This window comes from Sutcliffiella cohnii (assembly GCF_002250055.1).
Taxonomy (GTDB): Bacteria; Bacillota; Bacilli; order Bacillales; family Bacillaceae_I; genus Sutcliffiella; species Sutcliffiella cohnii.
On sequence record NZ_CP018866.1, the window covers coordinates 1,889,879 to 1,904,936 of the forward strand.

Annotated in this window: 17 protein-coding genes; 14 read left to right on the forward strand and 3 right to left on the reverse strand. The window is 33.8% G+C overall.

The features are described from left to right. Positions 1-152: 152 nt before the first annotated feature. The 9 genes from BC6307_RS09315 to BC6307_RS09355 all read left to right on the forward strand — a co-directional run bounded on the left by BC6307_RS09315 (position 153) and on the right by BC6307_RS09355 (position 8,152). A complete protein-coding gene (locus BC6307_RS09315; RefSeq protein ID WP_066412610.1) occupies positions 153-944 on the forward strand; it encodes a hypothetical protein in 792 nt (263 codons plus the stop codon). Further along, positions 941-1,315, forward strand: coding sequence for a GntR family transcriptional regulator (locus BC6307_RS09320; protein WP_066412618.1), 375 nt, complete (start codon positions 941-943; stop codon positions 1,313-1,315). Before BC6307_RS09315 ends, BC6307_RS09320 begins: the two co-directional genes overlap by 4 nt. Beyond that, on the forward strand, positions 1,308-2,000 hold the full coding sequence (locus tag BC6307_RS09325) for an ABC transporter ATP-binding protein (protein WP_066412620.1): 693 nt from the start codon (positions 1,308-1,310) through the stop codon (positions 1,998-2,000). Before BC6307_RS09320 ends, BC6307_RS09325 begins: the two co-directional genes overlap by 8 nt. 13 nt (positions 2,001-2,013) lie before the next feature. Next, entirely contained in the window at positions 2,014-2,778 is a 765-nt protein-coding gene (locus BC6307_RS09330) for a hypothetical protein (RefSeq protein ID WP_066412622.1), read from the forward strand. Between the two features lie 12 nt (positions 2,779-2,790). Then, a complete protein-coding gene (locus BC6307_RS09335) occupies positions 2,791-3,705 on the forward strand; it encodes an ABC transporter ATP-binding protein (RefSeq protein ID WP_066412624.1) in 915 nt (304 codons plus the stop codon). Continuing rightward, positions 3,705-4,652 carry an ABC transporter permease gene (locus BC6307_RS09340; RefSeq protein WP_235858060.1) on the forward strand — a complete coding sequence of 316 codons (948 nt, stop codon included), beginning with the start codon at positions 3,705-3,707 and terminating at the stop codon, positions 4,650-4,652. Before BC6307_RS09335 ends, BC6307_RS09340 begins: the two co-directional genes overlap by 1 nt. Before the next feature lie 468 nt (positions 4,653-5,120). Next, a complete protein-coding gene (locus tag BC6307_RS09345) occupies positions 5,121-5,825 on the forward strand; it encodes an ABC transporter ATP-binding protein (protein ID WP_066412629.1) in 705 nt (234 codons plus the stop codon). Further along, positions 5,809-7,125, forward strand: coding sequence for an ABC transporter permease (locus tag BC6307_RS09350; RefSeq protein WP_066412630.1), 1,317 nt, complete (start codon positions 5,809-5,811; stop codon positions 7,123-7,125). Before BC6307_RS09345 ends, BC6307_RS09350 begins: the two co-directional genes overlap by 17 nt. A gap of 145 nt (positions 7,126-7,270) precedes the next feature. Further along, positions 7,271-8,152 carry a polysaccharide deacetylase family protein gene (locus BC6307_RS09355; RefSeq protein WP_066412632.1) on the forward strand — a complete coding sequence of 294 codons (882 nt, stop codon included), beginning with the start codon at positions 7,271-7,273 and terminating at the stop codon, positions 8,150-8,152. Between the two features lie 9 nt (positions 8,153-8,161). Here BC6307_RS09355 and BC6307_RS09360 read toward each other — a convergent pair whose 3' ends face one another. Together BC6307_RS09360 and BC6307_RS09365 are read right to left on the reverse strand one after the other, a co-directional pair. Then, on the reverse strand, positions 8,162-8,617 hold the full coding sequence (locus BC6307_RS09360; RefSeq protein ID WP_066412634.1) for a DUF2269 family protein: 456 nt from the start codon (positions 8,615-8,617) through the stop codon (positions 8,162-8,164). Between the two features lie 344 nt (positions 8,618-8,961). Beyond that, positions 8,962-9,123: an aspartyl-phosphate phosphatase Spo0E family protein gene (locus tag BC6307_RS09365; RefSeq protein WP_084380214.1), complete on the reverse strand. Its 162-nt coding sequence runs from the start codon at positions 9,121-9,123 to the stop codon at positions 8,962-8,964. Between the two features lie 182 nt (positions 9,124-9,305). Between BC6307_RS09365 and BC6307_RS09370 the strand changes: the two genes are divergently transcribed. From BC6307_RS09370 to BC6307_RS09390, 5 genes are all read left to right on the forward strand, one after another. Further along, positions 9,306-10,496 carry a hypothetical protein gene (locus BC6307_RS09370; protein ID WP_066412636.1) on the forward strand — a complete coding sequence of 397 codons (1,191 nt, stop codon included), beginning with the start codon at positions 9,306-9,308 and terminating at the stop codon, positions 10,494-10,496. Positions 10,497-10,523: 27 nt separating this feature from the next. Beyond that, on the forward strand, positions 10,524-11,462 hold the full coding sequence (locus BC6307_RS09375; RefSeq protein ID WP_066412638.1) for an AAA family ATPase: 939 nt from the start codon (positions 10,524-10,526) through the stop codon (positions 11,460-11,462). Continuing rightward, positions 11,462-12,634, forward strand: coding sequence for a DUF58 domain-containing protein (locus BC6307_RS09380; RefSeq protein ID WP_066412640.1), 1,173 nt, complete (start codon positions 11,462-11,464; stop codon positions 12,632-12,634). Before BC6307_RS09375 ends, BC6307_RS09380 begins: the two co-directional genes overlap by 1 nt. After that, complete coding sequence (locus BC6307_RS09385; RefSeq protein WP_066412642.1) at positions 12,627-13,826, forward strand: DUF4129 domain-containing protein; 1,200 nt, start codon at positions 12,627-12,629, stop codon at positions 13,824-13,826. The genes BC6307_RS09380 and BC6307_RS09385 overlap by 8 nt, the downstream gene beginning before the upstream one ends. A gap of 131 nt (positions 13,827-13,957) precedes the next feature. After that, a complete protein-coding gene (locus BC6307_RS09390; protein WP_066412647.1) occupies positions 13,958-14,218 on the forward strand; it encodes a hypothetical protein in 261 nt (86 codons plus the stop codon). Between the two features lie 49 nt (positions 14,219-14,267). Here BC6307_RS09390 and BC6307_RS09395 read toward each other — a convergent pair whose 3' ends face one another. Next, positions 14,268-15,047, reverse strand: coding sequence for an alpha/beta fold hydrolase (locus tag BC6307_RS09395; RefSeq protein WP_066412648.1), 780 nt, complete (start codon positions 15,045-15,047; stop codon positions 14,268-14,270). Between the last annotated feature and the right edge of the window lie 11 nt (positions 15,048-15,058).

The following is a 15,058-nucleotide window of genomic DNA, read 5'->3' on the forward strand; positions in this document are numbered from 1 at the left end:
CTTTATTATACAAATAATTTTATAAAAATAGAGGATAAATATAGAAAATATTATTACAGAAGAGTAAAAATTATCGGAAAGTTGCCTATTGACCATCACGTTGTTTTAGTGTACTATCTAACTAGAACACTAATACGAAATGGGTGAAAAAAATGAATAGTTATAAAGGTTTATTGAAAAAGGAGTGGCTCTTATCAAAAAATTGGATGATGATTGGCTTATTCATTATGCTTGGAATTATTTTAATAAGTTGGGGCTTTTCTCAATATTACGATAATCCGTATATATTATTTGGAGCTTGCTTAACTATTTTTAGCTTTCACATTTTTTACATTTTTGCGTTCTTTATTAGCAGCTTAATTTTAGAAGGCAAAACACACTTATGGCTACATTCTCCACAATCGACTCTAGCTTTAGTTAGTAGTAAACTCCTTATTGCTGTTTTTATAAATGTGATCAGTATCTCTATTTTCAGTTTGATACTTTATGTTGTTTTAAAATTGTATAAAGGAATTATTCCGTACTCTCAAGTTTACACAAATATTAGTGTGGATATATTTTTTTACAGTATCGGAATAACTATTATAGGCATTTATTTTGGAGTTTTAGGACTTTTTTATTGGGTCGTTTATCAATCATTAGGAAGTGTTACCTTTTTAAAGAAATGGAAAGGTATTGTATTAATCGTTATCTTTCTAATAACAAACTATTGTATAAACAAAATATCTCAATGGGACGTTTATGAATCAATTTTACAATTTGGTCCGATACCAATTCAGCTTGTCACGCAATTTACGATAGGTGATCAAGAAAGCGGAATGTCCTATTTTGGATTAGGGCCAGAAATGTTATCGGTAGGTGGGATAGCGACATACGTGACTGTAGTGCTGGGAATTATTTATGTAAGTAGTTGGTTGATTGATAAGGTGGTGGAAATGACGTGACAAAGTATGATACTGATAAGCCGATCTATTTACAAATTATAGACCGTATTACGAAACAAGTAATTAGAGGAGAAATAAAACCCGGAGATAAGCTTCCTTCCGTACGTGAAATGGCTATACAGTCGGAGGTGAACCCGAACACAGTTCAGCGGACTTATCAAGAGATGGAGAGGATGGGAATGGTGGAAACGAGGAGAGGGCAAGGAACGTTTGTGACAGAAAACAATACGGTTCTTATACAGTTAAAAGTAGAGATGGAGAAGCAAGTAATTGAAAGATTCATTAACGGAATGAGGGAGCTCGGTATAGAGGACCAAAACATTGTTCATAGTGTACAAATGTTTTTAAAAGGGGGAGAAGACCGTGATTAAATTCGAAAGTGTAACAAAACAGTATGGTAAAGATATTGCACTAGGTCAAACGTCCATTATATTTGAAAAAGGAAAAATAACTGGTTTACTAGGACCAAATGGTAGTGGAAAATCTACAAGTTTAAAAATGATGGCTGGGTTAGTGAAACCAACGAAAGGTTTCGTTACAGTAGATGGGGAGAAAGTTGATAGAACGATTGCTAAAAAGGTAGCGTATTTAACAGAATTAGATTTTTATTATGAACCATTTACTGTTCAAAATATGATTGACTTTTATGCGAGTCAATTTACTGATTTTCAAAATGATAAGGCAGAAAAGTTATTACAGTTTATGAAGCTAGATAAATCTAAAAAGCTAAAACATTTATCAAAGGGAAATAGAGGTAGGTTGAAGTTAGTGTTAGCACTAGCTAGAAATGCGGAGTATGTATTAATGGATGAACCATTTTCTGGGTTAGACCCAATGGTTAGAAATTCCATTGTAAAAGGCTTGTTAACTTACGTTGATTTTGGAAAACAGACCATTATTATCGCAACTCATGAGATTGATGAAATAGAACCACTGTTAGATGATGTCGTATTAATAAAAAATGGAAACTTTTTAGCAAAACAAAACGTAGAACAGTTAAGAGAAAATCAACAGCTTTCCGTAAAAGACTGGATGATTCAACAATTTGATGAATAAAGGGGGAAGAAAAGTGAGAACTTTAACTGGGCTTTTACGGAAAGATTGGATGTTGTCCCAGACGTGGTTTTTGCGAAATTTATTAGTAATCTTTGCAATCTGGTTAGTTAGTATCGGTATTGGTCAATATTTTAACGAGTTAGAAGTTCCATTTTATGCTTTAGGTTTTATTGTGTCACTTCATATATTTTATCCCCTTTGGCATATATTGACGAGCTTGTCTTATGAAGCAAAAACACAAGTTTGGCTTCATAATCCAAACTCTATGGTTTTATTTATCGGAAGTAAGCTTATTATGGCAGTCGTATCAGCTTTGCTCTCGATATTGTTATCAATGTTACTTTACGGGATATCAATTCTTTTATTTAAGAATTTACTAGAGATGGATTTTTCTGATTTTATCAATGTAACAACAGGCGTGTGGCTTGCTTCGATTTATATTGCAGTTTGGGCTATCTTTTATTGGAGTATTTATTACACGTTAATTATGAAAATGAAAAATAAAATAATAGTTTCCATTATTGTGGCGATTTTAGCTTATGCAACTATGATTCCGCATACTTTATTTTCTAATTCAGCGATGTATACAAGGTTACTAGAAATTGGGCCGATTCCTATTAACTTATATCAATCCATTTTTACTAATAATGAAGATGAGATTCTATATGAATTTGCTTTAAATAATGCATCAATCGGTCTGTTGGTTTTCTATGGAGGAATTGCGCTATTACTATTTTTGGTAAGTGCTAGATTGGTAAACAAAAAAGTAGAATTGTAGGGAGGAGAAAGAATGAATAATGTAACGGTTCAGTTACAAGATGTATGTAAAGAGATTAAAGGTAAAAAAATTATTAAAAATGTATCGTTTGATGTATATGAAGGAGAAGTATTTGGATTTTTAGGACCAAATGGTGCTGGGAAAACTACTACGATAAGAATGATGGTAGGCCTTATGGGAATATCTTCAGGAGATATTAAAATTGCAGGATATAGTATTAAAGAAAATTTTGAAAAAGCTGTGCAACAAGTAGGAGCGATTGTCGAAAACCCAGAAATGTATAAGTTTCTATCCGGCTATTCAAATTTAAAGCAATACGCGAGAATGATTCCAGGTATTACAGAAGAACGAATCGAAGCAGTTATTGAATTAGTTGGGTTAGAGAAGCGAATTAAAGAAAAAGTAAAGACGTATTCACTTGGGATGAGACAGCGGTTAGGGATAGCACAAGCACTACTTCATGAACCGAAAGTGCTAATTCTCGATGAACCGACGAATGGACTTGATCCAGCTGGAATAAGAGAGATACGTGATTATTTAAGAAGATTAGCCCGAGAAGAAGGAATGACTGTCATCGTTTCTAGTCATCTATTATCGGAAATGGAATTAATGTGTGATCGCGTCGGCATCATTCAGCAAGGAGAATTGCTAGATATACAAAGTATTAAAGATTTTGTTCATGACGATAGTACCCTTTACGAATTACAGGTTACACCTGTGGAAGAAGCATTATCTATCCTTCACTCGATGGATATCGAGGCAACGATAGTGAAAAATAAGCTGCACGCTTCTATCGAAAGAGACAATATGCCAGAGGTAATCAGTCTTTTAGTAGAAAAGAAAATTTCAATATATGAAGTAAGGGAACAGTCAAAAACATTAGAAGAAAAATTCCTTGAAAAAACATCGAGTAAGAAGGGGGCATAATGATGATAAATTTAATTAAAAATGAATGTATTAAGTGGTTTAAAAGGCCGAGCTTTTACGTTATGTCTTCTATTTTAGTAGGTCTATCGGTTTTAGGATTAGTTTTTGTTTTACTTTTAGACAATATGCCTTCAAGTGCCGATGGGCCGCTAGATTGGCGTCAACAGTTAGAAAGCGATAACGAAACATATAGTGAAATTTTAGAAAGTAATTCTTTCGGTGATATTAGCTATTATGAAAGACAAATTGCACTAAATGAATACCGTTTAGAGAATAATTTACCTCCAACGGAAAATTATTCTGTATGGAATTTTATTGAGGATAATATTGGACTCTCTAGTATTATTACGTTGTTCGTTATTATCATCGCAGGTGGGATGGTAGCAAGTGAATTTAGTTGGGGTACGATTAAGCTTTTAATGATTCGCCCGATTAAGCGAAGTAAAATATTGCTATCCAAATATATCGCTGTTCTCATCTTTACTTTCATATTTTTCAGTCTATTATTTGTTTCTTCCTTTATTGTTGGAGCGATCTTTTTTGGGTTTGAAAGTCAGCCGTCCCTGCAATATTTTAATGGAGAAGTATTTGTATGGTCACCGTTTGCTGCGATAGTATTTAAGTTGTTCTTACAGTCGATAGCAGTAATGATGTATGCAACGATTGCGTTTATGATTTCGAGTGTTTTCCGAAATAACTCTTTAGCAATTGGGATATCGATTTTCCTTTACTTTACTGGTACGACGGTTACTCAGCTTGTTGGAATGAAGTATGAATGGGCTAAGTTTTCACCGTTTGCGAATATTAATTTTGAATCTGTTATACAAGGAAGTCCGTTAGTGGAAGGAACTACTTTGTTGTTTTCTATTGTTATGTTTTTACTATATTTTATTGTTTTTCATGTTATTAGTTTTACTGTGTTTACGAAAAGAGATATTGCAGCGTAAAATACTCCATTTTTGGGGTATTTTTTTTCTGAATTGAAAAGGTAATGGTGCTGTTTGAAGTTAGTCCGTTCCTCTCCGCTGCAGGTACTCGCTTTCCGCGGGGAGAAACGGAAGCCTCCTCGGCGTAAACGCCTGCGGGGTCTCCCGATTCCTCTTCTTCCCGCAGGAGTCTCGCACCTTCCGCTCCGATCCACTCTCGGTTTTAAATTTTGAAAGGCAAAAACATTGTAGCTGTTCTAAACCGAGCCACCGATTTTCATTCGTCATGATGCAATGTTTACCTTGTATGAACTACCTACTTATGTTATCCGTTCTATCAACCTACGGAATAGGTCTCTTGATTTACTCCAAAAATAAAATAAGCAATTTCCCTTGAAGAAAATCTTGAGAAAGTTTTTAAAACCTTTTTGATTTTTGTTTCGTTTAACTAGTGTATCGATACAAAAATGATAGAAAAAGGTGTTATAGATGATAACGATTAAAAATTTATCCCATGAGTTTATAATTGGGAAGAAAAATAATAAACAAAAAATACCTGTATTAAATGATATTAATCTCTCTATTTATGAGGGGGAAATTGTTTCTATTGTTGGAAAGAGTGGTTCGGGGAAATCTACTTTATTAAATTTAATGAGTGGTTTTATGAAGCCGACATCTGGAACAATTGAAATAAACGGAATGGATGTGACTAAACTTACTGAAGCGAAATGGTCTGAATTTCGTTTGAATCATATCGGATTTATTTTTCAAAGCTTTCAACTCATCCCAACTATGACTGCTTTTGCCAACGTAGAGTTACCTCTAAAAATGGTGGGTGTTGGAGAGCACGCAAGAAAAATTAGAGTACTAGAAGTGTTAGAAAAAGTTGGCTTAAATGGCTTTGAAGAATTTTATCCTAGCGAGTTATCTGGTGGCCAACAGCAGCGTGTAGGAATTGCTAGAGCACTCATTACGAAACCTAACTTAATATTAGCTGATGAGCCGACTGGTAGTTTAGATAGTGAAACGGAACAGGAGTTTTTACAGTTTATTAAACAATTAAATGAAATAGATGGTATTACGTTTGTTATTATTACACATGATCAAGATGTTGCCCGTATTGCACATAGAACGGTACAGCTTAAGCATGGCAGGTTAGAAGAAAGAGGAGAGTTATATGAAGTTTCGAGATAAAAATAAGTTTGTGAAAGATAATATGAAGAAAAATAAAAGCCGTGTATTTATGACCGTTCTCGCAACCGCAATGGCATGTGCCTTTTTAATGGTATTAGCTTCCGTTGGTTTTGGTCTACATAAATATATTGTTCAAGATATTACTGAAACACGGCTAGTGACAGAAGTGGAAATTCATGGGAAAGACGACCCGGATAATCAGTATTTAACAGATGAGGATATTCGTTATTTCGAAAGTATAGAAAATGTAAAAACGGTAACTCGTTATCGTAGCTTAGATAATTATGAAGCATTTTACACATTTGATGAATATAAAGTACCATATGTTACAACGAGAGTAGTTCATTATCCATCTGAACTTCAGTCTAATTTTGAATTAGAGGAAGGACGAATGCCAGAAGCTGCAAATGAAGTTGTGATCGGCTATCATTTTTCACATCATTTAGAAAAAGACGGAGAATTTATTGAAAACGCTGAAGTTAATATGCTGAACAAAGAAATTATTTTAACAGTTCCACAAATGAAGGATGGAGAACAAGTAACGAAGGATTTCGCACTAAAAGTTGTTGGAATTGCAAAGCAACCTACGAAACAATGGACTCAAGACAACTATGTAAACATTTCAGATGAAACATTAAAAGAAATTGAAAAGTTTACAGAAACGAGACTTGGTACATTCCTTAATCCGAATCTTCCAGAGGAAACGATTGAACAATTAAAAGATTTCTCCATCACATATTCGAATATCAGTGTGTATACGAACAATATGGAACAAGTAATGCCAATTTTAGAGGAAGTTCAAGAAAAAGGCTATTATGCATATTCTGCTGTTCAAGAATTAAAAGAAGTGAACATGATATTCTCGGTAATGAAGGTAGGATTAATTTTTATTGGCACGATAGCGGTCATTATTGCATCAATAGGTATATTTAATACGATGTCCATGGCGGTAACAGAGCGTACGCAAGATATTGGAATAATGAAGGCAATTGGCGGAAGCCCAAAAATGATTAAAAGCTTGTTTTTAATGGAAAGTGCCTACATTGGAATCATCGGTTCTGTAATAGGAGCTCTCGCCGCATATGCAGTAAGCTATGGTGTTAATCTGTTATTACCGGTAGTTGTGAAAGGTATGTATGGAGAAGAGGTAGGAACGGATATTTTATTATCTTACATTCCTTGGTCCCTAACATTAATCAGTGTAGGTATAAGTGTCATAGTCGCTATTTTATCTGGATTAAAACCTGCAGCTAAAGCAACAAGAATTGATGTATTAAAAGCATTAAGAAGAGACATTTAAAAAGGAGTCGTCCCTTATTGGACAGCTCCTATTTTTTATAAAAATACTTGTAACTAAATTGTAAAGAAAACGACTATATGTATAAATAGGAAAAATCATTATAATAGATTAGTATGACATCTGAGAATGATACTGGAGGCCTGAAATGACCAAGAAACAAAAAAGGAATTTATTATATGTATTACCGCTAATCCTACTAGTCGCAACTATTGTAGCATTTTTGTTAGTGGGTAAATTTCCGTTCGACAAAAATAACGTGATAGTAAATTTAAATAATGAATCTATCATTGAAATTCCGTTAAATCAAGACAAGGTAGCGGAGAGTGAAATCGTGAATGAAAATAATAACCCGGCCCCTGAAGTTAACGAAGAAATAGTAGAGGAACCGATGGAAGAACAGGAGGAAAAGGTGACCGAAGCACAGGATGAAGAAAGGATCGCATACTTAACTTTTGATGACGGACCACAGCCGATAACAGAGGAGCTTTTAAACATACTTGCTGAATATAATGCGAAAGCAACATTTTTTATGTTAGAACCACAAATGGTTAAGCATAAAGAAATTGTGGAACGTATGGTAGAGGAAGGTCACACGCTAGCATTACACGGTGTATCACATGATAAAAAACAATTTTATGCTTCTCAATTTTCTGTGATTAATGAAATGCGCCAATCTCAACAAACAGTAAAAGATATTACAAATGTTGAGACGGTAATTATTCGAACTCCATTCGGTTCTTCTCCTCACATGACCCCGTCTTACAAAGATGCTGTGAAAAAAGAAGGCTTTATTTTATGGGATTGGAATGTGGATAGTCGAGATTGGCAGTTTAGAGGACCTGAATATATTAGTCATACTTTGCTTCAAGTAGAAGAAGTAGTAAATCGGGGAGAAAACCCAGTTATCTTACTACATGACTTAATATCAACGGTCGACTTTATTACGGTATTGTTAGATGAGCTTGTTGAAATGGGATTTGTTTTTAAGAATATTGATGAAGCTATGGAGCCGATTGAATTAAAATGAGGAAAATTACTAATTCGGCTTCAATATCATAAATGTAAAAATTAATAGTGTTAAAATAATAACAACATAATAATAATTACAAGCTTTTCTAAGTAGCATTAACTGTTCTAACGGTAATTGAGTAGACGCTCTATTATTTGGGTGGAGAACCCATTCTTGAAGCTCAAAAAGAGCTGGAAGGATAAAACCGATATACAAAACTTGTATTGCCATAAACAGTATGATCGAACCGAATAACCAAACTTGTAATATAGTACCGTAATCTCCTAATAAGACTAGTAGAATACCAGAAATAACGGCTAGTGTTCCACCAATTTTAGGGAAATAGTGAAGCTTGTGATGAAGAATAAGGTTATGCCGTAAGTCTGAAATTGTTTGACTTTTTCTAAGTAGAATAAAACTAAAAAACGTTGGACCAAAGCCGACAATAGAAGTTAAAACGTGGAACAGTACTAACCAGACCAATGTAACCAATCCTCCCTTCATATCCATTCCGTATAATATATGAAGAAAATGGTGCAATCATGTGATTTTTCTTAAAATATAGAGACGCTGCCCAAAAACAGTCTTAAAAACAGTGAGAAAAACGATTCGTTTTTCTCACTGTTTTGTTTATATGCTTTTTTCGTACTAAATTCGTTTTAGTTTGTAAGATTTCTATTAATTAGGTTCAAACACGAACATTATCATGCCCCTCGATAATGTAATGCTTAAGCACATTGCGAATAAAGCTATTAGTAATCCTTAATAAGATAATGAACAAAAAAGGTCCTAAAAGTCATTCTTAACTGACTTTTAGGACAGCCCTTTTATTTTGTATCGGTTTTGTTCGGTGAAAGGAAATATAAATTTATTAACCGATCTAATTCTTGACTTATTTTAACTGTTTCGGAAGAGGACATACCTTTTAAGTTAGCAACATCCATCATCTGCCTACGTTTCTTTACTACAGCTAAGTGAAAGGTATTCATCTATACTCCTCTCCTTTTAAAAAAAGTTTATATCATTCTATTATAGTAAATTAAATGAAGGTAGAAAATAGAAAAATAGTAAAAAGTGTGAAAAAATTACTAATAATATGGACTTTTTTGGAAAAGTTTTATATTATATTTTATGTAAATAATGAATATTCCGAATTATAAAGGGGTGTGAAATGGCTAGTATTATTAAAAAAAGTTTTTATTTATTAATGGAAGTGAATCTCTTATTCACTTTTGTATTAATTTCTTATATTCACATTCCTTATTTTCCTCCTATTGAAGGTATACTCTTGCCGGTTTTATTAGCTATTTTTATTTATAGTTTTTTAGAAAAAACGATGAAGGTTCAAACGTTTGTATTAATCGTATTCTTTGCACCAATTTTATCAATAATATCATTTGCCTTCGGTTATAGTTTCATCTTATCGGTTGTAATAGGGAGTACGATAAGCTGGCGAGCATTTGTTGTTTTTATACACGGAAGACAATTATTACCGAGGACTATTTTTCTTCTTACGATATTTTGGATAATGTTCGTTTATTTCTTTGCTGTATTAGATAAATATAAATATGCTGACTACTTACTATATTTATTAGGATTCCAATTACTGTTTTTCTTGCTTTCACGTTTAGCGGATAGCTTTCAGCGAGCAAAAGTTGATTATACGTTGAAAGGTAATATATTGAAAGGTGCGTCCTATTTTGTTGGGACAATTACGATCGCAATAATATTCCTTTCGACATTCGGAAGAGTCATTATTTCTGAAGGGTTGAAGTCATTTGGATGGTTAATAGGATTTTTGTTCGGGGTATTAGCTCAACCTTTTCTTTATCTACTAAGCTTAATAGATTGGGAGTATGCAGCCGTAGAATTAGGAGAACAATCTAGTGAGGATGAAGAAAGTGATGTTGAAAAATGGATGCAAGAATTCCGAGACCCTGAAGCATTTTGGGACAATGTAATTGTAATGGCAATTATATTTTTAATAATATTTATCGTTGCTTTAATTTACTTAAGAAAAGTGAAAGTAAAACGATTAGATGTTGAGGATGATGTTTCCTATAATACGAAAACTAACAAATGGAGAAGGAAAAATGAATGGTGGCAGAAACCTCCAAAAGATGAAGTTCGTAAACTAGTATTTGATTTAGAAAAGCTAGCCTATAAAAAAGGCCGCGGACGAAATCGAAATGAAACATTAGAAGAGTGGTTAGTAAGGGAATCCATTGTTTCAGATCAATTCTTTTTCTTATATGAAAAAGTGCGATACGGAGAAATGGAATTAACAGAGGAAGAATTAATCCTGTGTAAGGAATTAGCGACAGAAATTAAAACGACTATCAAAAAATGGGAAAAATATTAAAAGTAAAAATTGAAAGAGGGATGCATAATGGAACTAGTAAAAGACTTACAAAGAGAATTAGGTAAAGTAATCATTGGAAAAGACGAAGTAGTGGAATTATTATTTATCTCACTTATTAATAAAGGCCATGTACTACTCGAAAGTGTTCCTGGTACAGGAAAAACAATGTTAGCAAAAAGCTTTGCCAAAATGGTAGATGCAGAGTTTAAAAGAATACAGTTCACACCAGATGTATTACCAAGCGATGTTACAGGAATTCAATTTTTTAATCCGCAAAAACACGAATTCCAACTAAGACCAGGGCCAGTTATGACAAACATATTGCTAGCAGATGAGGTCAACCGTGCAACACCTAGAACGCAATCAAGTTTACTAGAAGTAATGGAAGAGCGACAAGTAACAATTGACGGAGAAACCATCTCACTTCCATCACCATTTATGGTAATGGCAACACAAAATCCGATAGAATCACAACAAGGGACGTTCCCTTTACCTGAAGCACAAATGGACCGCTTTTTTATACAACTTGATCTCGGTTATCCAACTATCGAAGAAGAGCAACAAATACTACAAACATATCGTGAAGGAGAACCATTAAAAGAATTAAAAGTGTTATTTACGAAAGATAAGATCGAGCAGTTGCAGCAAGACGTGAAAAAAGTGAGACTATCATCAGAGGTAGAATTGTATTTGTTACATATTATCCATCAAACTAGAAATCACGATGAAATTGAGCTAGGTGTCAGCCCGCGTGGAGCCCTAGCATTAATGAGAGCTGCCCAAGGAAGAGCATTTATTCAGCAAAGAAGCTTCGTTACACCAGAAGATATTAAAAAAATGGCACCTTACGTATTAAGCCATAGAATTGTACTCTCCATGGAAGGTTCTTTAAAGAAAACGAATACCCAAGTAATTAATGATGTATTAAAAATGATTCCTGTTCCAGTTGAGGCGGCTGTGAAATAATGAATAAATGGAGTCAACATACAGATATTTATAAAGATTATTATTATCTAGCGTCAATATCTTGGGTGTTAATTTTTATTAGTTTTTTTATCAATAGTACTATTTTACTAGTTATCGGAAGTGGATATTTCTTTTTTTTCATAGCGAATTATATGTATTTAAATTGGGTAGGTAAACGGCTAGAAGTTGATTTCCCTGAAGAGAGAGTGAAAACTTTTACAGGCGAAGAAGGTGTTATTAAAGTACGAATAAGACAACCATCTCTTTTACCAATTTTCTTTGGAAAACTGACAATTACAACCGATAAAAATATTAACTTTAAAGATTCGGTAGAGCTACGCTACAGTAATGAATTAGATATTCCTTTTCACGTTTATGGAAGAAATGAGCTAATTTTAGAAGTACCATTTCAATCTATAAAAAGAGGGGTAGCAAAAATTCATAAAGTACAAATAGAAGTCGACCACTTTATCGGATTTGGTAAAGTGATACTTAATTTACTAAACAACAGAAAATACGAAGTGATTGTTTATCCGGAGAAAAAGGTGGTTTCTGGTGTAGAGCGTATGGTTCCTAAAAACGAAGGAACGTATCCAACTCGTAGCTCATTTTATGAAGATAAAAATACTATTATCGGAACTCGTAATTATGAAAGTGGAGATTCGTTTAACAAAATCCATTGGAAAGCAACGGCAAGACTATCATCCCTCCAAACGAAAGTACATGAACGTGCTTCTCAGTTTACATGGTTATTTGTACTTGATATTCGTTCTAGTAATCTAGAAGATCGGATTAAAGGGATATCGTATTTGCTTCAGTATGCAACGAAGTACAATATTTCTTTTGGGCTTTTAGTAAATGTTAAAAAGTTCGGTAACCCATCCTACTACGTTCTCCCATTCGGGGAAGGGAAAAGACAGCTCCAAACAGCATTGGAGTTTTTGGCAAGAGTTGATAAAAACAGTGTAGTAATAAATTCGTTATCATTTACTAGAATTGTAAGTAATTACGTTTCGCCATACGTTATTTTATGTATGGATGAAGAAGAAACAGAAAAGTATTCAATTCGAAAATCTTCTCAATGTTATGTTCTGGATGTTAGTAGGGAAGATGCTGTATTAACGTTAAAGAAAGTTGGCTCCTCACGTAGTAGGAGGGTACGATATGGCTAAAATTTGGAGAAATAGTGTTCACTTATGCATAGAAGTCAGTTTATTATATTTTTTCATTGTATTGTCCTACATGCATACTTCAATGCTACCACCGATAGTGGGGTTAATCGTTCCTACTTTAGTTACGATTATCATATATAGCGTTATATCAGCTAATCTTCAAGTACAAACACTTGTGTTAATTGTATTTATTGCTCCGCTTATAGCAATGATTTCCTTTTTCCTTGGCTATGGGTATGTTTTATCTTTTGTTATAGGTGGTTTTTTAAGTTGGAGAGGGTTTGTTTTATTTGTGCAAGACCGTCCATTAACAGCACGAACAATTTTTCTATTATGTTTCTTTTGGATGCTTCCAATTTACGTTTATATCTATGTTTCTAGGTACGTATATGCTGAGTATTTTATTTACTTATTCGGAATACAGTTATTGTTGTTTCTTTTAGCTCAATCTGGAGAAAGTGTGATTCGTACGTGGCGAGACCGAACATTAAACAAAAAAGTCGTTGTAAGTTCACTTTCCTTTATTAGTGTTATTTTAGGCCTAACTGTTTTTCTTTCAACAATTGGTAAATGGATCATCTCTATCGGTTTAAAAGCGTTTGGAGGAGTTATCGGCTTCGTATTCGGTATTTTATCAAAGCCTTTTTTCTACTTAGCAAGTCTCCTTGAATTCAATCTTGTTTTGCGCGGTGAAGAGGCGGAATCAATCATGGAGGGAGAAGGCGGTGCGGAAGAGAAAGAGATCGAACAAATTGTAGATGTGGCTCCTATATGGGATAACATTTTGGTGATGGTCATTCTCATCGTTTTATTATTCATCATTGCCTTTTTCTTACTTCGAAAGGTGAAAGTAATGAAGTCTTCAATAGAAGTCGCTGCAACATACAACGGTGTACTTAAAAAGATTCAGTCAAGTGGTAGAAGAGGCTGGTGGCAAAAACCACCCGAAAATGAAGTGAGAAAGCTTGTGTTTGAGCTTGAAAAATTAGCACATAAGAAAAATCGAGCACGCTACCCTAATGAAACGTTAGAAGAATGGTTAGTACGTGAATCGGTTGTATCAGAACATTTTTTTTCTATTTATGAAAAAGTAAGATACGGTGAAATGGAATTAACGGAAGAGGAAGTAGCACGTTGTAAACAATTAGCAACCGAAATTCGGTCGATTATGCGAAAATGGAAAAAATATTAGTTTACAAAGCGCCGTAGTTTAAGGACTATGGTGCTTTTACTATAGAAAATAAAAACTAATTAGGATAGAAAAAGACTATATCACATACATATCAATAAAGAATGGTTTAAGTTGGGAGAGGAGACCTTACTATGCAAAATAATTTTGAAGTGTATGAGAGAATACACGAATATGCGGATGAGATGGTTAAGGTAATTATAATGAATAAACATAATACAGACGAAGAATTGATGAGGAACGCGCTTGAAAATATGGCGAGAACAATAAGAGATTTGACAAATATTGAACTAGGTAGGGAACTCAACACTGAATCAACATTAAAATGTACGCTAAGTAAAATGAAAATTGCACAAAATTGCTTAACGAAAGTAAAAAAAGACAAAGTAATATAAAAAATAACTGTCTCCATTACAAATGCATAGTAGGAGACAGCTTTTAAAGTTAAACTTCACATTTTCTTCTTATAAAACTCGAAACTACAGAATTAAACTCCTTTGCAAATTTCGTTGGTACTTGATGCTTTGCTTTAGATATATATACAACATCTGTATTACGGTGGAAATGTCGAAATTCTTTTTGGTAATGATGAACATAAAAATCTTTTTTCCCATATACAAGAAGTATAGGAGCTTTTATTTCTTGTAAACGTTCAGTACGATCAAATTTAACGCCTTCGTTATACATCTTATGTAACGTTTTAGCCTTCGTCTTTCGAATGTAAGATTCGAGCTGCTTTCCATATCCTTTACTATGTGCGTGTGCTCTGCCGATAACAAAAGAAATTAAAGGCATTGCATTTAACTTTGTTACTAGTATACCTAACATAAACTCTGCGTAAAGAAGTAAGGAATTAACTTTTGGGAATGCCCCAACTAGGACAAGTCCTTTTGTGGAAGATGGATAACGCAAAGCGAATTCTAATGCAATCGATGCACCGTTTGAATACCCACAAAGAATGGCTGATTTAATATCAAAATGCTTCATAACATCATAAATGTCTTGGGCGAGTAACGAAAAAGTTATTTGCTGAGTTCCAACACTACTTTTTCCATTCCCTCTTAAATCCATTAATAATATGGAATAACGGCTTGAAAGTGGCTTTTGTTGTTTAAAAGTGACATGCCCCATCCCAGGTGGGTGAATAAAAATTATCGTAGTATTTCCTGACCCTAGTTTTTCTGCATAAATTTGTACTCCGTCTCTTGTTCTTATATGAGGCATTTATATCTCTC

Coding starts and splice junctions, on each gene's coding strand:
- BC6307_RS09340 (WP_235858060.1), top strand. CDS start 3,705: ATGATGATAAATTTAATTAAAAATGAATGTATTAAGTGGTTTAAAAGG.
- BC6307_RS09380 (WP_066412640.1), top strand. CDS start 11,462: ATGAATAAATGGAGTCAACATACAGATATTTATAAAGATTATTATTAT.
- BC6307_RS09395 (WP_066412648.1), bottom strand. CDS start 15,047: ATGCCTCATATAAGAACAAGAGACGGAGTACAAATTTATGCAGAAAAA.
- BC6307_RS09345 (WP_066412629.1), top strand. CDS start 5,121: ATGATAACGATTAAAAATTTATCCCATGAGTTTATAATTGGGAAGAAA.
- BC6307_RS09375 (WP_066412638.1), top strand. CDS start 10,524: ATGGAACTAGTAAAAGACTTACAAAGAGAATTAGGTAAAGTAATCATT.
- BC6307_RS09385 (WP_066412642.1), top strand. CDS start 12,627: ATGGCTAAAATTTGGAGAAATAGTGTTCACTTATGCATAGAAGTCAGT.
- BC6307_RS09390 (WP_066412647.1), top strand. CDS start 13,958: ATGCAAAATAATTTTGAAGTGTATGAGAGAATACACGAATATGCGGAT.
- BC6307_RS09355 (WP_066412632.1), top strand. CDS start 7,271: ATGACCAAGAAACAAAAAAGGAATTTATTATATGTATTACCGCTAATC.
- BC6307_RS09365 (WP_084380214.1), bottom strand. CDS start 9,123: ATGAATACCTTTCACTTAGCTGTAGTAAAGAAACGTAGGCAGATGATG.
- BC6307_RS09350 (WP_066412630.1), top strand. CDS start 5,809: ATGAAGTTTCGAGATAAAAATAAGTTTGTGAAAGATAATATGAAGAAA.
- BC6307_RS09335 (WP_066412624.1), top strand. CDS start 2,791: ATGAATAATGTAACGGTTCAGTTACAAGATGTATGTAAAGAGATTAAA.
- BC6307_RS09315 (WP_066412610.1), top strand. CDS start 153: ATGAATAGTTATAAAGGTTTATTGAAAAAGGAGTGGCTCTTATCAAAA.
- BC6307_RS09370 (WP_066412636.1), top strand. CDS start 9,306: ATGGCTAGTATTATTAAAAAAAGTTTTTATTTATTAATGGAAGTGAAT.